Source organism: Kitasatospora sp. NPDC085895 (assembly GCF_040702125.1).
GTDB lineage: Bacteria > Actinomycetota > Actinomycetes > Streptomycetales > Streptomycetaceae > Kitasatospora > Kitasatospora arboriphila.
This window is the reverse complement of the sequence record NZ_JBFBJY010000084.1, coordinates 13,318-36,008: the sequence shown is the minus strand read 5'-3', so window position 1 is coordinate 36,008 and position 22,691 is coordinate 13,318. Positions and strand designations below refer to the sequence as shown.

18 protein-coding genes are annotated in these 22,691 nt (G+C 74.6%); 8 read left to right on the top strand and 10 right to left on the bottom strand.

Features of this window, described 5'->3' with window-relative positions:
• The 3 genes from AB0442_RS34645 to AB0442_RS34635 form a co-directional block, all read left to right on the top strand.
• The coding region (locus tag AB0442_RS34645; protein WP_366167549.1) for a HutD family protein at positions 1–544 on the top strand (544 nt) is incomplete at its 5' end.
• A 29-nt stretch (positions 545–573) separates the two neighbouring features.
• The gene (locus AB0442_RS34640) at positions 574–867 is read left to right on the top strand and encodes a hypothetical protein (RefSeq protein WP_366167548.1); all 294 of its coding nucleotides are present in this window, start codon (positions 574–576) and stop codon (positions 865–867) included.
• A 111-nt stretch (positions 868–978) separates the two neighbouring features.
• Positions 979–1,890: an arginase family protein gene (locus AB0442_RS34635; RefSeq protein ID WP_366167547.1), complete on the top strand. Its 912-nt coding sequence runs from the start codon at positions 979–981 to the stop codon at positions 1,888–1,890.
• A 26-nt stretch (positions 1,891–1,916) separates the two neighbouring features.
• On the opposite strand, the gene AB0442_RS34630 is transcribed toward AB0442_RS34635, so the two are convergent.
• Positions 1,917–2,192: a hypothetical protein gene (locus tag AB0442_RS34630; protein ID WP_366167546.1), complete on the bottom strand. Its 276-nt coding sequence runs from the start codon at positions 2,190–2,192 to the stop codon at positions 1,917–1,919.
• Between the two features lie 196 nt (positions 2,193–2,388).
• On the opposite strand from AB0442_RS34630, the gene AB0442_RS34625 reads away from it, so the two are divergent.
• The 3 genes from AB0442_RS34625 (at position 2,389) to AB0442_RS34615 (ending at position 7,874) form a co-directional block, all read left to right on the top strand.
• On the top strand, positions 2,389–3,033 hold the full coding sequence (locus tag AB0442_RS34625; protein WP_366167545.1) for a dihydrofolate reductase family protein: 645 nt from the start codon (positions 2,389–2,391) through the stop codon (positions 3,031–3,033).
• 138 nt (positions 3,034–3,171) lie between these two features.
• Positions 3,172–4,326, top strand: a complete 1,155-nt coding sequence (locus AB0442_RS34620; protein WP_366167550.1) for a cytochrome P450 — start codon at positions 3,172–3,174, stop codon at positions 4,324–4,326.
• Positions 4,327–4,700: 374 nt separating this feature from the next.
• Positions 4,701–7,874, top strand: a complete 3,174-nt coding sequence (locus AB0442_RS34615; protein ID WP_366167544.1) for a TIM-barrel domain-containing protein — start codon at positions 4,701–4,703, stop codon at positions 7,872–7,874.
• A gap of 63 nt (positions 7,875–7,937) precedes the next feature.
• Here the strand turns inward: AB0442_RS34615 and AB0442_RS34610 are convergent, their stop codons facing one another.
• Together AB0442_RS34610 and AB0442_RS34605 are read right to left on the bottom strand one after the other, a co-directional pair.
• Positions 7,938–8,228, bottom strand: a complete 291-nt coding sequence (locus tag AB0442_RS34610) for a hypothetical protein (protein WP_366167543.1) — start codon at positions 8,226–8,228, stop codon at positions 7,938–7,940.
• Positions 8,229–8,327: 99 nt separating this feature from the next.
• Positions 8,328–9,584 carry a glycosyltransferase gene (locus AB0442_RS34605; protein WP_366167542.1) on the bottom strand — a complete coding sequence of 419 codons (1,257 nt, stop codon included), beginning with the start codon at positions 9,582–9,584 and terminating at the stop codon, positions 8,328–8,330.
• 315 nt (positions 9,585–9,899) lie between these two features.
• Here AB0442_RS34605 and AB0442_RS34600 point away from each other — a divergent pair, with 315 nt between their 5' ends.
• A complete protein-coding gene (locus AB0442_RS34600) occupies positions 9,900–10,316 on the top strand; it encodes a PPOX class F420-dependent oxidoreductase (protein ID WP_366167541.1) in 417 nt (138 codons plus the stop codon).
• On the opposite strand, the gene AB0442_RS34595 is transcribed toward AB0442_RS34600, so the two are convergent.
• From AB0442_RS34595 to AB0442_RS34565, 7 genes are all read right to left on the bottom strand, one after another.
• Positions 10,297–10,533 carry a hypothetical protein gene (locus AB0442_RS34595; protein ID WP_366167540.1) on the bottom strand — a complete coding sequence of 79 codons (237 nt, stop codon included), beginning with the start codon at positions 10,531–10,533 and terminating at the stop codon, positions 10,297–10,299. The genes AB0442_RS34600 and AB0442_RS34595 overlap by 20 nt on opposite strands.
• Positions 10,534–11,043: a nitroreductase family protein gene (locus AB0442_RS34590; protein WP_366167539.1), complete on the bottom strand. Its 510-nt coding sequence runs from the start codon at positions 11,041–11,043 to the stop codon at positions 10,534–10,536.
• An 86-nt stretch (positions 11,044–11,129) separates the two neighbouring features.
• Entirely contained in the window at positions 11,130–12,377 is a 1,248-nt protein-coding gene (locus tag AB0442_RS34585; protein ID WP_366167538.1) for a threonine/serine exporter family protein, read from the bottom strand.
• A 180-nt stretch (positions 12,378–12,557) separates the two neighbouring features.
• Positions 12,558–13,259 carry a hypothetical protein gene (locus AB0442_RS34580; RefSeq protein WP_366167537.1) on the bottom strand — a complete coding sequence of 234 codons (702 nt, stop codon included), beginning with the start codon at positions 13,257–13,259 and terminating at the stop codon, positions 12,558–12,560.
• Positions 13,256–17,467, bottom strand: coding sequence for an NEW3 domain-containing protein (locus AB0442_RS34575; protein ID WP_366167536.1), 4,212 nt, complete (start codon positions 17,465–17,467; stop codon positions 13,256–13,258). The genes AB0442_RS34580 and AB0442_RS34575 overlap by 4 nt, the downstream gene beginning before the upstream one ends.
• 123 nt (positions 17,468–17,590) lie before the next feature.
• Positions 17,591–20,002, bottom strand: a complete 2,412-nt coding sequence (locus AB0442_RS34570) for a discoidin domain-containing protein (protein WP_366167535.1) — start codon at positions 20,000–20,002, stop codon at positions 17,591–17,593.
• 102 nt (positions 20,003–20,104) lie between these two features.
• On the bottom strand, positions 20,105–21,124 hold the full coding sequence (locus AB0442_RS34565; RefSeq protein ID WP_366167534.1) for a LacI family DNA-binding transcriptional regulator: 1,020 nt from the start codon (positions 21,122–21,124) through the stop codon (positions 20,105–20,107).
• Between the two features lie 148 nt (positions 21,125–21,272).
• Between AB0442_RS34565 and AB0442_RS34560 the strand changes: the two genes are divergently transcribed.
• Positions 21,273–22,559: an extracellular solute-binding protein gene (locus AB0442_RS34560; protein ID WP_366167533.1), complete on the top strand. Its 1,287-nt coding sequence runs from the start codon at positions 21,273–21,275 to the stop codon at positions 22,557–22,559.
• Positions 22,560–22,691 lie beyond the last annotated feature (132 nt).

Below are 22,691 nucleotides of genomic sequence, written 5' to 3'. Positions count from 1 at the left end.
ACTGCGGGCGGCGGACCGGGCGGCGGTGCCGTGGCTCAACGGCGGCGGCGTGACCCGCGAGGTCGCGGCCGGGCCGGCCGGTGCGGGGATGACCGACTTCGCCTGGCGGGTCAGCCTGGCGGACGTCGCCCGCGGCGGGCCGTTCTCCGTCTTCGCGGACACCGACCGGGTGATCACCCTGGTCGAGGGCGCCGGGATGACGCTGACCGTGGCCGGTGCCGAGCAGGCGCTCACCGAGCCGTTCCGGCCCTTCGCCTTCCCCGGGGACACGGCCACCGACTGCCGGCTGGAGGGCGGGCCGGTGGTCGACTTCAACGTGATGACCCGGCGCGGCCGCGCGAGCGCGCAGGTCGAGATCGCGGACGCCCCGCGCCCCGTCCGGGCCCCCGAGGACGGCGTCCTGCTGGTCGTCTGCCTCGCCGGCACCGCCGCCCTGGCCTCGGCCGGGTACGACCTCGACCGGTACGACGCGGTGCTGCTGCACCACGGCGGAGACCTGCTCCAGGTCGACGGCGCCGCCGCCGTCGTGACGATCCGCCAGTAGCGGTTCGGGCCGGGAGGGGGACGGCGGGCGTGCGGATGCGGATCGAGGACGTGGTGGCCGTACCGGGCCGCGGCGTCGCCGTCACCGGCCGGCTCGCCGCCGGAACGGCCGTTCCGGACCGGGCCCTGCTGCTCGGCCCGGACGGGCAGGCAGCAGGACGGGCGGCCGGGCGGCGGCCGCTGACGGTCACGGTCGCGGGCCTGGAGCGGTTCCGCAGCTGCTTCGCCGGGGACGGGGCGGCGGACGAGGCCGTGGGCCTGCTGCTGACCGGTGTGGCCGCGGACGAGGTCGGTCGCGGCATGCTGCTCTGCACGGAGGACTGACCGTCCCGGCCCGGGCGTGGGAGGCCGCCGGGCCCCGCGGCCGCGCCTACGCTCGCCGTAGGCGCGGCCGGGTTCCCGTCCCCGCCCGGCGAACCGGAGAGGGGCCATGCCGTGCCGCGTGAGATCGCGCTGCTGGGAGTGCCGTCCTGCGCAGGGACGCACGGACCCGGTCAGGAGAAGGCGCCCGCCGCCGTCCGGGCGGCCGGGCTGGTCGAGGGGCTGCTCAGCGCGGGTCTCGCCGTCCGGGACCACGGCGACCTACCGGCGGTGCCCTTCCGCACCGACCCGGAGCACCGCAACCGGCAGAACCTCGCCCTGGTCGCCGACGTCGCCCGGTCCGTCGCCGACCGGGTCGGCGCCCTGCTCGACGACGGCGCGCTGCCGCTGGTGATCGGCGGGGACTGCACCATCACCCTCGGCGTCACCGCCGCCCTGGTCGCGCGGCGGCCCGACACCGGACTGATCTACTTCGACGGCGACGTGGACCTGTCGGTGCCCGACAGCACCGTCTCCGGCGTCCTCGACACCATGGTCCTCGCCCATCTGCTCGGCGAGGGCGCCCCCGAGCTCGCCGGCCTCGGACCGCGGACCCCGCTGCTGACCGCCGACGCCGTCACCGCCTTCGGCCACGACCCGGTGGAGGTGAACGCGGCCGAGCGGGACAGGCTCGCCCGGTACGGCCTGCGGACCCACCCGTGCACCGGGCTGACCGCCCCCGGGGCCGACCCCGTCGCCGCGGCCCGCGCCGTCCGCAGCGACCTCGCCGAGCGGTACGCGCACCTGCTGCTGCACTTCGACGTCGACGTGATCGACTCGACCGAGCTGCCGCTGGCGGACTTCCCGCACTTCAACCAGGGCCTCCCGCTGGCCGTCGCACTGGACTGCCTCGCCGAGTTCGCCCGCGCCCCGCAGCTGGCCGCCGTGGTCGTCACGGAGATCAACCCCCTCCGCGACCAGGACGGCGGCCTGGTGCGGACCCTCACCGACGGCCTGGTCCGGGCCCTCGCCGGAGCACCGGAGTAGCGGGCGGTTCCGGTGCCCTCCGTCGGTCAGCCCGCGGTGAGGGCCCGGTCGCAGTCGAGGCAGTGGCGGGTGGTCTGGGACGGCGGGTACCAGCTGTCGCCGGGGGCGGCGGGACGGTAGGACTCGGGTTCGAGGTCGACGGTGGGCAGGCCGCAGAACGTGGCGGCGGCGGGCCGCTCCGGGTCCTGCGGGTCGGCGGGGGCGGCATGGACCCAGCGGATGCGCGCGCCGACGTCGACCTCGCCGCTGTCCAGGACCTCCGTGGAGGGTTCCAGTTCGAGGAGTACGAGGACATCGGTCATGCCTCGACCTTGCCCCGTTCGGCCCAGCGCCGCATCCCGGCCCGCGCCGCGCCCGAGGCACCCGTCGTCGTCCCGCGCCGGTCGCGCCGCGCCCCGGCGTCCGGTGCTCCGCGGATCTGTCGTACCCCGGGGATAGATTCGGTCGGAACGGGCGCGGCGGGGCCGCGCCGGATTGCCGACTGCCGGAGGTCCTCGCGTGTCGCTGGTACGGGTCCACAACTTCTCGGTCTCGCTCGACGGTTTCGGCACCGGAGAGGGGCAGACCCTCGACGCGCCGTTCGGCCACGCCGGCCACCGGCTGCACGGCTGGTTCTTCAACACCAGGGCGTTCCGGTCGATGCAGAGCAAGCAGGGCGGCGACTTCGGCGTGGACGACGCCATGGCCGCGACCTGGGCCGACGGGATCGGCGCGGAGATCATGGGCCGCAACAAGTTCGGTCCGCAGCGCGGCCCCTGGGAGGACCACGACTGGAACGGCTGGTGGGGCGAGGAGCCGCCGTTCCACACGCCGGTCTTCGTGATGACCCACCACCCCCGCCCCTCGGTGGAGATGAAGGGCGGCACCACCTTCCACTTCGTGGACGGGTCGCCGCAGGAGGTGCTGAAGCAGGCCAAGGAGGCCGCGGGCGGCCTCGACGTCCGGCTCGGCGGCGGGCCGAGCACCGTGCGGGCCTTCCTCGCCGAGGACCTGGTCGACCACCTGCACGTCGTCGTGGTGCCGATCCTGCTCGGCCGTGGCGAGCGCCTCTGGGACGGGCTCGAAGGGATCGAGGAGCGCTTCCGCATCGAGACGGTGGCGAGCCCCAGCGGGGTCACCCATGTGACGTTCAACCGTGCCTGACCGGGCGTCACGGTCGGCGCACGGGGCGCCCTCTAGGCTGACCGGGTGACCGCACCGGACCTCGCACACTCCGCCCGCCCTTCCACCGACCCTGCCGCCGAACCCTCCACCGGTTCTTCCGCCGACCCGGCCGCCGCGCTGATCGCCGACCCGTACGCCGGGTACGCCCGACTGCGGGCGGCCGGCCCCGTGCACCGGATCACCGGCCCGGACGGGCTGCCCGTCTGGCTGGTCACCCGGTACGCGGACGTGCGCCGGGCGCTCGCCGACCCCCGGCTCGCCCTGGACAAGCAGCACGCCGCGCCCGGCAACTACCGCGGCTTCGCCCTGCCGCCCGCCCTGGACGCCAACCTGCTCAACATGGACCCGCCGGACCACACCCGGATCCGGCGGCTCGTCTCCCAGGCGTTCACCCCGCGGCGGATCGCCGCACTGCGCGGACCGGTCGAGCAGGTCGCCGACGCCCTGCTCGACGCGATGGCCCCGCACGGCCGGGCCGATCTGATCACCGCCTACGCCGCACCCCTGCCGATCACCGTGATCTGCGACCTGCTCGGCGTGCCCACCGAGGACCGCCACGACTTCCGGGCCTGGACGGACGCCCTGGTCACCCCCGACCCGGCCCGCCCGCAGGACGCCCGGGGGGCCGTCGCCGCGATGCTCGCCTTCTTCACCGCACTGATCGACCGCAAGCGCGCCGAACCCGGCGACGACCTGCTCTCCGACTTGATCGCCGTCCGCGACGAGGGGGACCGGCTCGGCGAGGACGAGCTCACCTCGCTCGCCTTCCTGATCCTCTTCGCCGGGTACGAGAACACCGTCCACCTGATCGGCAACGCCGTCCTCGCGCTGCTGCGCCACCCCGACCAACTGGCCGCGCTGCGCGCCGACGAGAGCCTCGTCCCGGCCGCCGTGGAGGAGTTCGCCCGCTACGACGGGCCGGCGCCGCTGGCGATCCGCCGCTTCCCGCGGGAGGACGTCGTCATCGGCGGCGTCACCGTCCCGGCGGGGGAGACGGTGCTGTGCGTCCTCGCCTCGGCCAACCGCGACCCGGAGCAGTTCCCGGAGCCGGACCGGCTCGACGTGCACCGGCGGGAGACCGGCCACCTCGCCCTCGGCCACGGCATCCACTACTGCCTGGGTGCCCCGCTCGCCCGCCTGGAGACCTCGGTCGCGCTGACCGCCCTGCTGCGCCGCTTCCCCGAACTGGCGCTGGACGTGCCGGAGTCGGAGCTGCGGCACCGTCCCTCGTTGCGGGCCCGCGGCCTGCTGGAGCTGCCGGTGCGGTTCTGAGCACCTCTGAGCACCTCTGAGCACCTCTGAGCACCGAGGAGGCTGACGGCCGGGGCCGGCGCGGACGATCCGCGCCGGCCCCGGCCGTCGTGCGAGGTCCCGCCCCGTCCGGTGGCGGCTCCGGCCCCTGCGTGCACACGGCTCGCGCACAGCTCGCGCGCGTATGCGCGAAACTGCGCGGACATCGGCTGGTTCGAGCAATTGACGTCACATCAGGGCTCTGCTCTGATGTGAAGCGCCCTGACGGCCCCCACCGCCCCAACGGCCCCGACCGCCGGGACAGCCCCGACCGCCCCTGCCCGCGGCCGAGTCGAGCGTGCCGCGGCGCCGTTTCCGGGTCACCGGACCCCACAGACCTCCGAGGAGGCACCCTCGTGCGATCCGCTCCGCCCACCGTCCGACCGCGGCCGGGAAGTCCCGGCGCCAGGCCCGTCGCGCTCCCGTTGGCCCTGCTGCTCGTCGCCGTCCTCGCCGCCGTCCTCGGCCCGGCCCACCCCGCCGGTGCCGCGACTCCCGGAAACGCCACCGGGATCACCCGCTCGGGCAACACCTTCACGGTGACCGCCTCCGGCGGCGCCGCCGCCCGGATCGTCCTCGCCCGGGCCGACATCCTGCGGATCTGGCTCTCCCCGGACGGCAGCTTCACCGACGACCCGGCCGGCCACGACCTCGCGACCACCACCGACTTCGGCGCCGTCGACGCCACCTGGACCGACGCCGGCGGCTACTGGCGGATCGCCACTTCGGCCGTCTCGCTGCGGATCAACAAGTCGCCGCTCACCTTCGCCCTGTACCGGGCCGACAACACCACCCTGCTCTGGGCCGAGTCCCAGCCCACCAGCTGGACCGCCGACCGGACGACCCAGTACCTCACCCGCGGCGCCGACGAGCAGTTCTACGGCACCGGCCTGCGCCTCGGCGAGTGGGCGCTACGCGACAGGACCGTGCCCGTCGCCGTCAGCAACTCCTGGACGGAGAACAGCAACGCCAGCCCCGCGCCGTTCTACATGTCCACCAACGGCTACGGCGTGATGCGCAACACCTGGGCCCCCGGCTCCTACGGCTTCGGCTCGCCGACCACGCTCGCGCACGACGAGAAGCGCTTCGACGCCTGGTACTTCGCCGGCGACTCGCTCAAGGACGTGCTCGGCGGCTACACCGACGTCACCGGCAAGCCCTTCCTCGCCCCGGTCTGGGGCCTCGAACTCGGCAACGCCGACTGCTTCAACGCCTCCAACCCCGCCTACCAGGGCGACCACGGCAGGCTCCGCCACCAGACCACCCCGGACGCGGTCGGCTACGCCGCCGACGCCCGCGCCGCCGACATGCCCTCCGGCTGGTTCCTGCCCAACGACGGCTACGGCTGCGGCTACACCGACCTGCCGAGCACCGTCTCCGGTCTCGCCGCCAAGGGCGTGCACACCGGACTGTGGACCTCCACCGGACTGTCGAACATCGACTGGGAGGTCGGCACGGCCGGCTCCCGGGCGGTGAAGACGGACGTCGCCTGGATCGGCGGCGGCTACAAGACCGCCTTCACCGGCGTGCAGCAGGCCGTCGCCGGGATCGAGGACCACTCCGACGCCCGCCGCTTCGTCTGGACGGTCGACGGCTGGGCCGGCACCCAGCGCAACGCCGTCGTCTGGACGGGCGACACCAGCGGCACCTGGGACGCCATGCGCTGGCACGTCCCGGCGATCGCCGGTGCGGGTCTGTCCGGCCTCAACTACGCCTCCGGCGACGTCGACGGCATCTTCGGCGGCAGCCCGAAGACCTACGTCCGCGACCTGCAGTGGAAGGCCTTCACCCCGGCGTTCATGACGATGTCCGGCTGGGGCGCGACCAACCCGTCCGCGGGGTACCAGGACAAGCAGCCCTGGCGGTTCGCCGAGCCCTACCTGTCGATCAACCGCAAGTACCTGCAGCTGAAGATGCGGCTCACCCCCTACCTGTACACGATGAGCCGCAACGCCACCGACACCGGCGTCCCGTCCACCCGGGCGATGGTGCTGGAGTACCCGGACGACCCGGTGGCGCGCGGCAACGCGACCAGCGGCCAGTTCATGGCCGGCGACTCCTTCCTGGTCGCCCCGGTGGTCTCCGACACCGCCGTCCGCGACGGCATCTACCTGCCCGCCGGCACCTGGACGGACTACTGGACGGGCAAGGCGTACACCGGGCCCGGCTGGCTCAACGGCTACAGCGCGCCGCTCGACACCCTGCCGCTCTTCGTCAAGTCCGGTGCCGTCGTGCCGATGTGGCCGCAGATGAACTACGCCGGCGAGAAGCCCGTCTCCCGGCTGACCTACGACGTCTACCCGCGCGGCAGCTCCACCTTCAGCCTGTACGAGGACGACGGCACCACCCGCGCCTACCGGTCCGGGGCGTACGCCCGGCAGCGGGTCGACGTCACCGCACCGCAGTCCGGCACCGGCGACGTCAGCATCGCCGTCGGGGCGGCCACCGGCAGCTACACCGGCAAACCCGCCTCCCGCGACTACGAGTTCACCGTGCACGCCGCCGCCGCACCCGGCAGCGTCACCGTCGCCGGCACCGCGCTGCCGGCACTGGCCAGCCGCAGCGCCTACGACGCGGCCGCCAGCGGCTGGTACTTCGACCCGGCGGACCGCTCCGGCGTGCTCCTGGTCAAGACCGGCTCCCGATCCGCCGCCTTCACCGTGACGGCCACCGGCCTCACCCTGCCCACCGGCAGCGCGATCCCCGGCGCCACCCCCATCCCCACCGGCGGCTGGACGGTCGCCTACGCCGACAGCCAGGAGACCTCGGCCGAGAACGGCGCGGCCGCGAACGCCATCGACGGCAACAGCGCCACCCTCTGGCACAGCAAGTGGTCAGGCACCGCCGCACCCCTGCCGCACGAGCTGCAGATCGACCTCGGCGCCCGCTACGCCGTCGACGGGCTGAGCTACCTGCCCCGGCAGGACGGCGGCGTCAACGGCCGGATCGGCGGCTACGAGGTGTACGTCTCCGACACCACCGCCGACTGGGGCAGCCCCGTCGCCACCGGAAGCCTCCCGGACAGCGCGGCGCAGCAACGGATCTCCTTCGGCGCCAAGAACGGCCGCTACCTGCGGCTGAAGGCCCTGAGCGAGGCGGGCGACCGCGGCCCGTGGACGAGTGCCGCCGAGATCGGTGCGACCGGACGCGCCCTGCCGCCACCGACCGACACCACCCTGGTCAACGGCGCCTCCGGCAGCTGCGTCGACCTGCCCGGCTCGGCGACCGCCCCCGGCACCCGGCCGACCCTCTACACCTGCCACGGCGGCGGCAACCAGCGCTGGACCCTGCACGCCGACGGGTCGTTCACCGGACTCGCCGGGGTCTGCCTCGACGGCACGGCCGGCACCGTCGCCGTGCAGCCCTGCAACGGCTCCACCGGACAGCGCTGGCAACAAGGGCCGCAACTCGCCCTGGTCAGCGGCGGGAAGTGCCTCGCGCCGGAGAAGTCCGGCACCGCGAACGGCACCGGACTGCTGCTCGCCGCCTGCACCGGCAGCGCCGCACAGCGCTGGGCGACCACCCCCTGACCGGTCGGCCGCGGGGGCCCCGGGCAGCGCGCCCCGGGACCCCCGCGGCCCCGGGGTGCCGGGTCACCGCGCGCTCGCGGCGATCTGCGCGTACTCCTGGGCGGCGGCCCACAGCTCACCGGAGGTCGGCCGCATCCCGGGCGCGGTGTTCATCGCGGCCTCGGCGTTCATCGCGGCGAAGCCCCACAGCTCGCGCAGTTCGCCGTGCGCCGTCCGCTCGGCCTCGCGGAGCGCCGAGAGCAGCGCCCGGCCGGTGAGCGGCGGTGGTACGGGCAGGAACGACCAGGGCCCCGGTGGGGCCTGGTCGAGCAAAACGGTCGGCTGTGCTCCGCCACGCGGAGTGGTGTCGTTCATGCGGCACACGATCGCACCTGGAACTGACACGCCGTCGGTGGCCCGTGGACGGCGGCCGTGGTTCCGTCCCGCTCGTCCCGGTCAGCCCGCCCAGCCAGCTCAGTTCGCTCGGCCCGCGAGACGGTCCACGGCGGCGAGCACCGGGGCCACGCCGTCCTCGTCCCGCAGGCGGGCGGCCAGGGCCCGGGCGCGGCGGGCGTGCTCCGGGTCGGCGGTGGCCGCGCGCAGCGCCGCGGCGAGGGCGCCGGCCGTCAGGCGGCGCAGCGGCACGGCCGCCGGGGCCACCCCCAGACCGGTCAGGCGGCCGGCCCAGAACGCGGCGTCGAACTGGATCGGGACGGGGACGGCCGGCACCCCGGCCCGCAGGCCCGCCGCGGTGGTGCCGGCCCCGGCGTGGTGCACGACCGCGGCCGTCCGTGGGAAGAGCAGGTGGTGCGGGACGTCGTCGACGGTGATCACGTCCGGGCCCTCGGCGTGCAGCTCGCTCCAGCCGCGCTGGACCACGCCGCGCAGCCCGGCCGCGCGCAGCGCCGCCACGAGCGTGCGGGAGACCCCCTCCGGGTCGGGCACCGCCGCGCTGCCCAGGCCGACGAAGACCGGGGGGTCGCCCGCGTCCAGGAAGTCGCGGAGCTCCGGCGGGAGCTCGGCCTCGGGCGGGTCCCCGGGCCACCAGTAGCCGGCCACCCGCAGGCCCGGACGCCAGTCGCGGGGGCGTGGCACCACCAGTTCGCTGAAGCCGTGGAAGACCGGCCAGTCGGCCTGCTCACGCGCCCGGCGGGCGGAGCGGAGGCTGAGCCGGGGCAGCCCGAGGCGCGAGCGGGTACGGCGGACGGCCTCGGTGAAGATGCCGTCCACGGCCGCGTTCACGGCATGCCCGGCCAGCCGGTTCGGGCCCGCGCCCCAGGACCTCGCGCCGATCACCGGCGGGGCGAACTCGGCCGTCGCGGCGAGCGGTTGCAGATGGAGGCCGATGCTCGGCAGGGCCATCCCCTCCGCGATCGCGTGCCCCAGCGGCGCCAGGGCGGCCGACAGCAGCAGGACGTCCTGACCGTGGGCGGCGACCAGCAGCTCGTCCGCCATCCTGCCCACCAGCGAACGCGCCATCGCGACCAGCCGGGTCAGCTTGCCGATCCCGCTGGAACTGCGGTGCAGGCCCTGCCCGGCGGCGGACTCCAGGGCCTCGCGCGGGTCCACCGGCAGCGGGTGGAAGCCGATCCCGGCGCCCTGTGCGAGCGGTGCGAACCGTGCGTGGGTGACCAGGGTGACCTGGTGGCCGGCCCGGGCCAGCCCGGACCCGAGTCCGGTGAACGGGGCGACGTCGCCGCGGGAACCGGCCGTCATGAGCGCGACACGCATGGTCAGCAGTATCGCGCCGGATCCCCTACCGGCGTCCCCGCGGCGCGCCGTTCCGGCCACCGCGGGGGAGCGGCCGTCAGCGGTCGAATCCGGCGGGCGGACAGCGCCCGCTCCAGGGGTGCCCGGCGGCGGGGCCGGCTCCGACCACGTGGATCCGCCGGTGCCGCAGGTCCACGTGGGTGACTCACGACCCGTCCGGCATTGCGCCGTGGTGACCGGCCGATCGGGGCCTACGCTGCGGAGGGACCGGAGAAGGGACCGGAGAGCAGCCGCCCGGCGCGCGGGCGGGCCCCGGCGCGGACCAGGAGAGCGCTCATGCCCGAGCCACCGTTGCCCGAGAAGGCCGTCGCGCTGCTGCGCAAGGCGAACCCGGCCGTCATCGCCACCCTCCGCCCGGACGGCCAGCCCGTCTCCACCGCCACCTGGTACCTCTGGGAGGAGGACGGCCGCGTCCTGGTCAACATGGACGAGGGCCGCACCCGCCTGCACCACCTGCGCGCCGACCCCCGGGTCAGCCTCACCGTGCTCGACGAGCACTCCTGGTACACCCACATCACCCTGATCGGCCGGGTCGCCGAGCTGTACGAGGACCGGCGGCTCGCCGACATCGACCGGCTCTCCCGGCACTACCGGGGCCGCGACTACCCCGTGCGGGACCGCGGCCGGGTCACCGCCCTGATCGAGGTCGACCGCTGGCACGGCTGGGGCACCGTCACCGGCCGGTTCCGCTGACCGGACCGACCGGCCGGGCCGACGTGTCCGGCTCGTCCGACGCGTCCGGCGCCTGAAGGAGTGACAGGCGCTCGGTGGACGGGCTGCCCGGCACGGCCCGGTACACCACCGGCTGCTGGCCGGGGGCGCTGTTCGGTGTGAGCGTCTCGTACGCCGGCTCCAGGTCGCCGGCCCGCGGGTGGTGCAGCAGCTCGGCACCGGGCCCGGGAGCGGACACTCAGAAGTGTTCCCGCCGCACCTGGTCCGTCCAGACCGGTCCGCCCCGGCGGCGCACCGGGGGAGGCTGCTGCGGCGACGGGTGGCCGAGGCAGACGATCAGCTCGGGCCGCACCCCGTCCGGCGCCCCGAGCAGCACGGCAACCGCCGCCCGGCTGAACGAGGTCACCGGCCCGGCGCCCAGCCCCGGGCCGTGCGCCGCCAGCAGCATGGTCGCCGCCGCCGTCCCCACGTCGATGTACGGGCCGGGGTTGCTCTCCGGGAAGCCGTACGCGCGCACCCCGGCCCAGTCGACGCAGACGACGATCGCGGCCGCCGGGCGCTGGAGCATCCCGGGGGAGACCATCCGGATCGCCCGCAGCATTCCGGGCCGGGTGACGACCACGTACCGGTGGAGGCGCCGGTTGCCGGCGTGCGGCGCGTACCGGGCGCTGTCCGGGACGGTCCGCAGTCGCGCGGACCGGCCGGCCGTCCCTGCCCCGAGCCTCCGCCGCGCGCGGACGATCCGCACACCGGTCGGGGCTCCGCCCGGGGACCGCGGACGGCTCCGCGGTGCCGCGGACGCGCCCGGTCCGAAGGCGTCACGGTCGCCCGGGGTCAGGACCGTGGCCACGGTGGAGCGGGTCGCGGGATGCGGCTGATGACCGAGCCGATCAGTGTGCCGATGGAGACGCCGAACACCGCGGACACGGCGGTGAGGACGGCCTGCGCGCCGTTGCCGACCTCGATCTGGGCGGTGTTGAGCAGGCCGAACGAGCCGGGCACCACGACCCAGAACGCGGGGAGGTAGAGCACCTGCCAGGACGAGCCGCGACGCAGCCAGTGCGCGACGGTGGCGGCGGTGGCGGCGGTGACCGCGCCGGCCAGACCGCCGATCGCCGGGCCGTTGGTGGTGGTGACCGTGATCTGGACGGCGGCGGTCACCGCGATCACCGCGACGATCCACGGGATCGCGGGCGGCGGGGTGTTGACGTTGATCACGACTCCGGCCACGGCAAGTGCCAAGCCCAGGCAGACGACCCACCAACTCGGCGCGACGACCTGGGTGTTGGTCAGCACGGAGGTGGGCACGCCGGTGGCGGTGGCGGCGGCCACCACACCGGCGAGGAAGAGTGACAGCTGCACGGAGCCGGACACCAGCCTGGCCGTCCCGGCGCTGGCCGCACCCGCGGCGATCTCCGACAGCCCGGTCACCAGGAGGCCGCCGGGCAGCAGGATCGCCAGGGTGGCGACGATCGTGCGCAGCGGTCCGTCGAGCAGGGAGGCCCGGGCGGCCCCGAGCACGAGGACGGAGACGAGGAAGCCTGCGGTGACCGGCAGCAGCGGCCGCAGCAGCGGCAGTCGGCGGGCCGTCATGGTCAGGCCCACCACGATGAGCGAGCCGAGCGCGGCGGCGAGGACGTTCGCCGCCACCGGCTGCAGGTAGAGGCAGAGCCCGACCCCGACCGGCAGCACCCCGAGATCCGCGACCCAGACCGGCCAGCGGGCCGGGGCCCGGCGGACCGCGTCCAGGTCGCGCAGCGCTTGGTGCCCGTCGAGGCCGCCCGTGCGTAGCCGGTGCACCACGTCGAGGACGTCGGCGGTCTGCTCGAACCGCAGGGCGGGGCCGACGGGCTCGAACACGGCGGGGTCGTCCGCGTGGAGCGCCACGAACAGGCCGGTGGTCAGGGCGGCGACCCGCACATCGGGTGCATCGAGCGTCCGCCCGAGCCCGCGCAGTTCCTCCTCCACGTCGTGGACGGGCAGGCCGCCGCCCAACATGCCCGCACCGAGTTCGAGCAGGAGACGGCGCCGGGGGTCGGCCGGGGCGCCGGGGCCCCGGTCCGGAGGAAACGTGCTGGACATGGCGGGTATGGTCGCATACCTGCCGATTTCCCCGGTACTCGGGCATCGGGCCCGTGTCGGGTGGTGCGCGGGGATCCCGCCGGCACGGCGTGGGCCGCTCGTGCTCCGGCGGTGAGGGCGCCGTTCGGCCCTCCCGCCGTTCGGCCCGCGGCTCTCCGGCCGGTGCGGTTCCGCGTGGGATCAGTGACGGTGGTGGTTGTCGGGCTGCGCCGGATCGCCGGGATGTTCGAGACCGGGGACGAGGGTGAGGCGGTGGGCGCGGGCGTGGTCGAGCCAGCGGACGAAGGCGAGGCGGCGGGCCGGGGGGAGCGGGTCGGGGGCCGCGTCCGGGCCGGGGACGGTACGGGTGCGGGTCGACACGAGCGCCGCCGTCCAGTCGGCCGCGGTCACCCGGTGGCCTGGCGGGGCGGCGCGCAGGGCGGCGGCGAGCGCGACGGGGAGGGTCTCCGGGTCCGCCTCGAAGTCGCCGTCGGGGGTGGCGAGTTCCCACACGGTGGCGAGCACGGGCGCGGGCCGGTGGAGGCCGGGCTGCGGGACGGCGACGTCGGCGGTGACGGCGGCGAAGACCGCGCGGACGGCCGCACAGCCCTCGAACGCCGCGGCGGTGATCGAGCCCAACTCGACGGCGGCCCGCTGGTCGAGGCGGACCGGCGGGGCGGCCGCGCAGTCGAGGCCGCGGGCGGCGGCCTCGGCGGTGCAGAGCGCCTCGGTGAGCAGGACCTGGGCGACCCAGCGGGTGAGCTGGCGGTCCTCCGCACTGCCGGGGGCGGGCAGCGCGGAGGACCTCGGGCCGGCACGGAGCGCGGCCAGCCGTCGGTCCAGCTCGGCGCGGGGGAGCGGGTGGCCGTCGAGCAGTCCGAGCAGGGCGGGTCCGGCGGTCACGGCTCGATCACCAGCTCCACCGTCGGCGCGTACTGGCAGCGGCCGAACCACATCACCTTCGCCAGCGCCCAGTAGGCGCCGGGCTCGGCGTCGGCCGGGACGGCGACGTCGAAGGTGACGGTGTGCCGGGCGCCGGCCGGCACGGTGAAGCCGCGGACGGGGTCGGGGAGTGCGTCCCAGCAGCCGAAGGGGGCGACCACCTGCAGCTCGCCGCGGATCTCGCCACGGGTACGGTTGCCGAGGACGACGCCGAGCGTGCCGCGCCGGCCCGGCGACAGTCGGACCGAGGGGGTGGTGACGGAGACGGACAGGCCGGTGTCGCGTCCGTCGGCGGCCCGGGTGCCCTGGGCGGCCGTCCAGTCCTCGGGTGCCCCGCCGTCGGCGGGCAGCAGCGCGGGCAGGTCGCCGACGGCGATGGTGGCGACGTCCTCGACGAGCTGGCCGCCGTACTCGGTGCGGACGGCGACGAAGTACAGGCCGGGCTCGGTGCCGGCCGGCGGGTCGAGCGTCAGCGGGAAGCGCACATGCCCGGAGGGGACGAGCCGGTACGGGCGGCGGCGGACGGAGACCTGCCAGCCGTCGGGGGCGAGGACCTCGGCGGCGCCCTCCACCTCGGCGTCCACCAGGTGCGAGGCGAGGACGGCGGACAGCTCGACCGGACGGCCGGCCGTGCGGACCAGGCCGGGGGAGAGACCGACCGACACCGGCAGGTACCCCATCGGCGCGGGGCCCCGGTTGTGCAGCCAGTACCGGGCGTGGACGGGCTGCGCAGCCTCGGCCGTCGGCCCCAGTGCGGCGGTCACCGGACCGGGGGCCGTGGCCTTTGGTACCGCCGTCACCGTGACCACCTCCGAGCCGGCCAGCACCAGACCGGTTGGTACCGGACCGGCCGGTGTCCCGCCCGGCTGCTCCAGCAGGTCGGCGGCGCGCAGCGCGGAGAGCCGCAGCGAGCCGTCCAGCCGGGCCGTCCGCCCGAGACCGGTGGACTCGATCAGTCGCAGGGTGACCGACGACCCGGGGGAGACGGCCGCCGCGGAACCGTGCGCGATCGGGTTGCCGGTCGGCTTCAGCGCGGACAGCAGCACCTCCCGCTCCGGTTCGACCCGCAGCCAGGAGCAGGTCCGGGGTACTCCGCCGGCCCGGCCGGGCGGGAGCGGCCGGGCGTGCAGCGGGTGGTTGAACTCCTGGCCCTGCGCCGGCAGGTGCTGGGCCCGCCAGTCGCCGTCGCCGCCGGCCAGGGCGTACCGGAACTCGTGGGTCCAGTGCTGGAGTTGGAACGACGCACCGTCCGGCAGCGTGCGCCTCGGCGGGTCGATCCAGACGCCGGACGGCCAGCCGGTGCAGGAGCGCATCAGCGACAGGTGGAGGGCGCCGGACGGGTCGACGGCGAACCCGGGCAGTCCGCGGGTGAGCAGGGCCACGGTGCGGTCGGCGAGCCGTTCACCGTCGGGGAGGCGGCCCGGGCAGACGGCGCGGATCACGGCGTCGGCGAGGTCGGCGGCGAGCGCGGCCGGATCGGTGGCGATCAGTGCGGGCAGGGCCCCCAGGTCGCGCAGGTCGGCGTTGGGCTGCCAGACCTCGTGCAGCGGCTTGTCGGCGGGCACCCAGACCGCGCCGTGCTCGGCGAGGACGGCCGCGTGCTCGGCGCCGGCCCGTTCAAGCAGCGCCGCCGCAGCCGGATTGGTGCCGGGACCGCCGAGGACGATCCGGACATCGGGCAGGTTGGAGTCCACGTCGAGCCAGCCGTACCGGGCCCGGTCGGCACTCGTGGTGGTCGCGGTCACCCCGACCCGGGCCAGGGCGACCACCAACTCCCGTGCGCCGTGGGCATCGTCGGCGCTGGGAACGATCACCTCGGCCACGCCGATCGCCCGGTCCCCGAGCGGGGCGCCGTCCGGGTCGGTGAGCGAGACGCGGGCGGTCGATCCCAGGCCGAACCAGGTGTTGGCCGGATTGTCGAGCGTCCAGGGCGCCTCGGCAGCGTCCACGTCCGGCAGTGCGAAGCCGCGCCCGACCACCGCTCCCGCCACCTCGCTCACCGGGAGGCCGCCCGGCAGATCGGCCGGGAAGCGCACCCGCAGCAGCCGGTCGGCGCCGGCGAAGTCGGCCAGCGCCGTCCGGAAGTCGACGTGGTCCAGGCCGTCCCAGAGGGTCACCGTCTGCCGGTAGGCGATGCCGTCGACGGTGCCGTCGACCACCAGCCGTTCGCCCAGCGGGCCGCTCTCGCGCCGCACGGTGGCGGCCCCGGCGGACGAACCGACGACCGGGCCCTTCGGGACCAGGTGCCACGGCCCCTCGCCGAAGTCCGGGTGCTGCGGGTACTCCTCGTACACCCGCAGCTCGTTGCCGACCTCGCCCTCGCGCAGCAACTCCCTTCCGTGCAGCAGGTCGTGGACGGAGCCGAGCGCGCCGCCGCGTGCCGGGTCCGCGGTCACCCGGTAGCGGGCGTTGGCGGCGGTGAGGCCCTCCGCGGCCTGCCACAGGGGGTCGGCCGGGCCGTCGGCCAGCGTGTAGGTGCGCCAGCCGAGTGCCGGAACCTCGTCGGCACGGAAGTGCAGCGTGCCCCGGTCGACCGCGCAGGGCACCGGCCGTCCGTCCTGGTCGAGCACCTGCACGCCGTCGAGGCCGTTCGGCAGCCGGAGCGACACCACGCCGGAGCGCCGGAAGGACAGGGAATTGGCGACCACCACCGCTCGGTCGTCGCCGGTGCCGATCCCGCCGGTCAGTGCTTCGAGCGAGGCGTCCCGTACGGCGGCGGCCAGGTCGTGGGCCTCGCGCCAGCCGCCCAGCAGGTCCAGGTAGACCTGGTCGGACTCGGAGCCGGTGATCGCATCGTGGTGCGCGCCGTAAGCGAGGTGGCGCCACACCTTGTCGAGCGCCGCCTCCGGGTACCGGCCGAGACCCTGCACCGCGGCCAGGGTGGCGAACCGCTCCGCGTCCAGCGCCGCCGTCTCGGCCGCCCGCTGGGCCTGCTTGGTGTCGATGTAGGAGACGTCCTTGCCGGTGTACACAGGGTTCATGTCCCGGGTCTGAGGACTCAACTTGCGGCCCGAAAGCTCGAGTTCGGCCCGGACGGCGGTCAGGAAGTCCCGCGGGGTGCCGCAGACGAACCGCGGCCACACGTACTTGGCCGCCCACGACCGGTGGATCTCGGTGACCCACTTGTTCGGCGGGGTGTAGTCGGTGCCGACCGGTAGCAGCAGGTTCCTCGTCGCGCCGACCGGCTTCAGCTTGCGGTACAGCTCGTACACCGCCTGCTCGGCGGCGGCCAGGTCGGGGGAGGAGTCCATCCACCAGCCCGCCGAGTAGTGGTGCGGCATGTAGTGGGTGAGCACCCCGCGCCCGGACGGCGAGATCCACTCGAACTCGCTCGGGAACTGCATCACCGTCGCGTCGTCCTTGGCCTCCCGGAAGTTCTTCTGGATCGGCCCCCACTGGTGGAACGGCCCGCGCGCCCAGGCACTGCCGGTCAGCCCGGCGGCAGCCAGATGGCCCGGGAACTGGGGATCGTGGCCGAAGACGTCCAACTGCCAGGCGGTCCGCGGATCCCCGCCGAGGATGTCGCGCTGGTGGCCGATGCCGTACAGCAGGTTGCGGATGGTGGTCTCGGTGCCGGTCAGATTGGTGTTCGGCTCGTTGTAGGTGCCGCCCACCAGCTCCACCCGCCCGCTCGCCAGCAGCTCCCGCAGCTGCGCCCGGCGCTCGGGGTGCTGGTCGAAGTACGGCTTGAGGTAGTCGACCTCGGCGAGCACGAACGTGTACACCGGGTCGCGCTGCGCCAGTTCCAGGTGCGCGTCGACCAGGGCGAAGCCGTTGCGCTCCCAGAGCGGGCGGGTGGTGGCGTCGCCGGACAGCAGCTCCCAGGGCGAGGTGTACGCGGCCTGGGTGTTCCACCAGACCGGGTCGTAGTGGAAGTGCGGGACCATGAACATCGTCCAGCCGGGCTCGGCGACCTCCAGCTCGCCGGGGGCCTCGCCGTCGCCGGCGGTCACGGTGACCCGGCGGCGCTCGCCGGGGACCGGGTCGTCGACCTCCAGCGGGACCTCGACGGGGCCCGTGCCGGTCGCACTGCCGCGGACGCCGGGGCCGGTCACGTCGATGCGGCACGGCGGGCCGTCCACCGTCATCCGCAAGACCTGGCGCGGCGCGGCCTCGGTGCCCGTGAACAGGTCGGTGGAGGCGACACGGGTGATGCGGACGACCGACACGGGGTGTCCTTCCTCGGGGCGGACCCTGGTACGAGGTTAGGCCCGAGCGGGCGGGCCGCGTCGCACGCCACGGCGGCGCGGCCCGTCCGCTGCGGGCGGAGGGGTGCGGTGGTGGGGGCGCCGCTACGTGCCCCAGGCCTCGAACTCGTAGATACGGGCGGCCGGATCGGTGGTCCGGGTCGGGGTGGTGATCACCAGCCGGACGTAGCGGGCGGTGAGGGAGACCGGGTGGGTGGTGGTCGCGGCGGTGTTGCCGGTGACGGTGACGGCGGTGGTCCACGGGTCGGTGGTGGCGTTACGGACCTGGACGGTGAAGTCGCGGGTGTTCCACGACGGGCTCTCACCGCCCGCCTGGGCGTGCGCGACCACGAAGGAGGTCAGGCTGCGGGCCGAGCCGAGGTCCACCTCCAACCACTTGCTGCCGGTCAGCGTGCACCACTTGTCGCCGTTGCCGCCGGACACCGAGCCGTTGACGGCCTTCGCCGCGGTCTCGTTGCCGTTGCACCGGCCGGACGCGGTGGCCGGGCGGTTCAGTGCCAGGTTGCTGCTCGCCGCCGCGGACCAGGTGACGGTGGTGCTCGCGGTGGCCGAGCGGCCGTACTCGGTGGAGACCGCCTCGACGTCCAGCACGGTCGACGTCTCGGTGCCGGCCCGGTCGAGCTGCGGGACGAACCAGGCGGTGTTCGGCGTCGCGCCGAGGAAGGTGCGGCTGCCGTCCGGGTTGCGCCGGTACACCTCGTAGTGGTGGACCGCGCCGGTGGCGGAGGGCGTCCAGGCGAGCCGCACGGACTTGCGGGTCGGGCCGACGTCGGTGGAGCCGAGGACGGTGAGCCCGCTCGGGGCGGCGGCCGTGTCCACCGTACCGTCACGGACGGCGAGTTGGCCGACCCTGATGTCGAGGGAGGGCGTGGTGCCGTTGGTCTGCAACCCCAGCTGGGCGATGGTGCGCCCGGCGTACGGCGACAGGTCGAGCGTCCGGCGCTCCCAGCCCGCCGTGGTGGTGGAGCCGAGGTCGAGGGTGGTGAAGACGGTCGGCGAGTCCGTGAAGGCGACCGCCGCCCGGAGGTGGGTGGCCCCGGCAGCCGGGGTCTTCAGGACGACGTCGAGGCGGGTGTCCGCGGCCACCGGCAGCCTGGTCTGGTACAGCCGCACCGTGTTGTCGGAGTCGAGGGCGCCGGTGAGGCGAAGCGCGGAGCCGCCCTCGTAGGCGTCGGTGAAGTCGATCGACGGGGTGATCCTGGTGCCGGGGGAGGAGACCAGCCAGCGGTAGGTCGGCGGGACGTCCTGGACGGAGAGGTTGTTCCAGCCGGTGGAGGAGACCCGTACGCCGCCGGAGTTCCAGAAGTCGCCCTGACCGGCGTCGAAGGAGGTGACGAACGGTTTGGCGGTGATCGGCGAGGACTCGGGGACGTAGCCGGCGAGGCCCTTCCAGGACGAGGAGGTCGCGGTGTTCGACGGGTCGCCGTTGGCGCCGTCCCAGTAACGTGCCTCGCGTGCGTAGGAGTCGGCGCGGCCGGTGGCCGAGGTGTGCGTCCACTCCGGGCGGTAGAGGCCCAGCGAGGTGGTGTGCGGCTTGTCCGCGGGGAAGAGCGCGTTCCAGTTCACCGAGGTGTTGTAGCCGTCGGCCTCGGTGTCGATGCCGGAGTACAGCTCGTACTCGCTGCGGCCGAGCGAGCGGGCCAGTGTCCGGGAGGAGTCGAGGCCGGCGGCGGACCAGCCGAAGTTGAGGAACATCGAGTCCGAGGTCCGCTGCCCGGACTCCTGGAGGAACGCGTCGTCGGCGGAGGTGAGGGCGTTCTGCCAGCTCACCGAGCCGGACTCGGTCATCGCGTCGTACCACATGAACTCGACCGGCCCGAGCGAGCGGGCGTAGCGCATCTCGTCGCGCAGCGCGGTGGCGAGCGCCGGATCGCCGCCGTCCGTCTCCTGGTTGACGAACCAGCCGTCGAAGCCGTAGTACTGCGCGGCCTGCACCAGTTTGTCGGCGACCGGGTAGCGGCTGTCGGACTTCCGGGCGAAGTCGCGCACCCACTGGAGCCGGCCGCCGTACGCGGTGGGCGGGAAGAAGACCGTGCCGTACACCTTCACGCCGTTGCGGTGGGCGGCGTCGATCACGGTCGGGTTCGGGGCGAGGATCAGGCCCTCGCCTGCCGAGCCGCCCCAGAACACCAGCGTGTCGACGTACTGCCAGTGGCCGAAGGCGTAGTAGTTCGGGTCGGTGGAGCCCTGCGAGGGGTTGTTCGACGTCGGCCCGAAGGACACCAGCGAGACCACCTTGCCCTCGCCGGGGCGGGCGTTGGCGTTGGCCTTGAGCGCCGGGTCCGACGTGCGGGGGCGGAGCGGGACGGTGGCCCGGTTGAACCGGGCGTCGGGGTCCGTGGCGGGATCCCAGTCGAGGATCGTGTTCGGGTACCAGTAGGAGGCGTACGGCTGGCTTCCGCCGGTGTCGGCCGCGGCCTGCGGGGCGGGGGCGAGAAGGACGGCCGATAACGCGGCGAGGGTGGTGCTCAGCAGCATGGCGAGACGTCGTTTCATCCGGGACTCCGGTCCAGCGGGGGGCGGTTGCTGGTGCAGTGGTGGTGCGGATGACGTGGAGCGGCGAGCGTCCCGCAGGCTAAAGAGCTTTAGTTCGTGGTGTCAAGAGGCCGCGCGGGCGGTGGACTCGCGGACGGTCAGCCGGGGCGTCGGGTTCTGGACGTCACGGGCGGCGGACGGATCGACGATCACGGCCAGCAGTTCCCGGGCGACCTGCTCGCCGAGCGCGAAGGTGTCGCGGGAGAGCGCCGTCAGCGACGGGTGGACGATCCGGGCCAGTGCCGAGTCGTCGAAGGAGACGACCGACAGGTCGTCGGGGACGGCGACGCCCATCTCGGCAGCCACGCGGAGTCCGGCCACGGCCATCACGTCGCTGTCGTAGATGATCGCGGTCGGCCGCTGACGGCGGGCCAGCAGCGCCCGGGTGGCGGCGGCGCCCTCGGCGTCGGAGAAATCGGTCGGCAGCGACACCGCCTCGGTGAGCCCGAGCCGCCGTGCGCAGTCGCGCACCGCCCGGATCCGGCGCCGGGTGTGCTGGAAGGCGGGCAGCCCGGCCAGGTGGGCGATCCGGCGGTGCCCGAGCGCCGCCAGGTAGTCGACGATCGACACCATCGCCTCCCGGTCGTCGGCCCAGACGCTGGGCAACGAGCCGTGCCGGCCCGGCCCGCCCATCACCAGCGCGGGCACCGCCAGCTCCTCCAGCACCGGCACGCGCGGGTCGTGGACCTGCAGGTCGACCACGACGAAGCCGTCCACGCGGTGCTCGGACGCCCAGCGCCGGTACACCTCGATCTCGGCCGCGGTGTCCTCGACGACCAGCAGCTGGAGGGCGGTGCCGTCGCCGGACAGCCCGGCCTGCAAGCCGGACAGCAACTGCCCGAAGAAGGGTTCCAGTCCGATGGTCCGCGCCGGGCGGGCTAGCACCAGCCCGACCGCCCGCGCCCGGGCCCCGCCCAGGGCGCGGGCCGCGCTGTGCGGCCGCCAGTTCATGCGCTCGGCGACCTGCAGGATCCGGGTCCTGGTCGCTTCGCTCACCCCCGGCCGGCCGTTCAGCGCGAACGACACCGCGCCGCTGGAGACCCCGGCCTCGCGGGCGATGTCGGCGATCGTCGGTCTGGGCATCGGGCGGGCCCTCCTCGGAGATTTCTGGTGCGCGCTCCCTTGACGGCGAGTGTAGCCAGGGAGATGCTGCCGAAGCGCTAAAGGGCTTTAGTAGAGCTTCAGGGGCCCTGCTCGACGAATGCCTGCTCGACGGATCGGGAGACGCCGCATGTTAGGAAGCCACTGGGCACGGCTGGCACTGGCCGCAGTCGCGGTCGCGACACTCGCGGGCTGCGGCCTGAGCGACCCGGACACCGGCCCGGACGGCCCGGCCGTGACCGCCGGCGCCGAGGTCACGGGCAGGGTCTCGATCCAGACCTGGGCCCTCAAGCCGAAGTTCACCGACTACATGCAGGGCGTCCTGGACGCCTTCCAGCAGCAGTACCCCGGCGTCCGGGTGGAGTGGCTCGACCAACCCGGCGACGGCTACTCGGACAAGGTGCTCAGCCAGGCCTCCGGCGGCACCCTGCCCGACGTGGTCAACCTCCCGCCCGACTTCGCGCTGCCGCTCGCCGCACGGGGCATGCTGCTCGACGTCGCCGCTGCCGACCCGAAACTGGCCGACGACTACGTCGAGGGCGGCATCGACGCCTACCGCTTCGCCGGCCGGGACGGCGCCTACGGCTACCCCTGGTACCTCAACACCGACGTCAACTACTGGAACTCCGAACTCCTCGCCAAGTACGGGCTGGACGCGAAGAAGCCCCCGGCCACCCTCGACGAACTGATGACCCGGGCCAGGACCGTCAAGGAGAAGTCCGGCGGCTCGACCTACCTGATGAGCCGCAAGCCGGGCCTCGGCGACCTCGCCGACGCCGGCGTGAAGCTCATGGCGGACGACGGCAGGAGCTTCACCTTCAACACCCCCGAGGCCGCCGCCCTGCTCGACAAGTACCGCGACGCCTACAAGGACGGCCTGCTGCCGAAGGACGTGCTCACCGAGACGTACGCCGGCAACGCCAAGCTCTTCAACGCCGGCACCGTCGCCTGGACGACCGGCGGCGGCAACTACATCACCGGCCTCGCCACCGACAACCCCACCCTCGCGCCCAAGGTCGTCCCGTCCCCGGCGATCGGCACCCCGCCGCTGTACGTGCAGGGCCTGTCCGTCGCACGCAGCAGCAAGAACCGGGCCGCCGCCCTGGCACTCGCCCGCTGGGTGACCAACGCGCGGAACCAGGCCGCCTTCGCCCACCTCACCAGCATCTTCCCCTCCACCAAGGCCTCCGCCGACGACCCGTTCTTCAGCAGGAGCGACGGCAGCAACGCCTCCGACGCCAAGGTGATCGCCTTCACCTCGCTGGGGAAGGCCCGGATGCTCCAGCCCGTCCAGGTCAACGACGCGATGAGCACGGTCGTCAACCAGCAGATCGCGCTGGCGATCAGCGGCGAGATCGGCTCCGAGCAGGCCCTGGACACCGCCGTCAGCCGCTGCAACAAGCTGCTCGGCGGCTGACCGCGCCCCGCGGCCGGCGACCGCCTCCCACCCGGCCGCCGCCCGCGGGCAACCGCCCGGTCCTGACCGCAGGAAGCCGCCCGGTCCTGACCGCAGGGACTGCCCGGGTCCGCCCGCCCCTCTCGAGGAAGG

What these genes read in the sequence shown, in the direction of transcription:
- AB0442_RS34570 (WP_366167535.1), bottom strand. Translation starts at nt 20,002, where the DNA reads ATGAAACGACGTCTCGCCATGCTGCTGAGCACCACCCTCGCCGCGTTA.
- AB0442_RS34610 (WP_366167543.1), bottom strand. Translation starts at nt 8,228, where the DNA reads ATGAACGACACCACTCCGCGTGGCGGAGCACAGCCGACCGTTTTGCTC.
- AB0442_RS34600 (WP_366167541.1), top strand. Translation starts at nt 9,900, where the DNA reads ATGCCCGAGCCACCGTTGCCCGAGAAGGCCGTCGCGCTGCTGCGCAAG.
- AB0442_RS34565 (WP_366167534.1), bottom strand. Translation starts at nt 21,124, where the DNA reads ATGCCCAGACCGACGATCGCCGACATCGCCCGCGAGGCCGGGGTCTCC.
- AB0442_RS34585 (WP_366167538.1), bottom strand. Translation starts at nt 12,377, where the DNA reads ATGTCCAGCACGTTTCCTCCGGACCGGGGCCCCGGCGCCCCGGCCGAC.
- AB0442_RS34630 (WP_366167546.1), bottom strand. Translation starts at nt 2,192, where the DNA reads ATGACCGATGTCCTCGTACTCCTCGAACTGGAACCCTCCACGGAGGTC.
- AB0442_RS34605 (WP_366167542.1), bottom strand. Translation starts at nt 9,584, where the DNA reads ATGCGTGTCGCGCTCATGACGGCCGGTTCCCGCGGCGACGTCGCCCCG.
- AB0442_RS34560 (WP_366167533.1), top strand. Translation starts at nt 21,273, where the DNA reads ATGTTAGGAAGCCACTGGGCACGGCTGGCACTGGCCGCAGTCGCGGTC.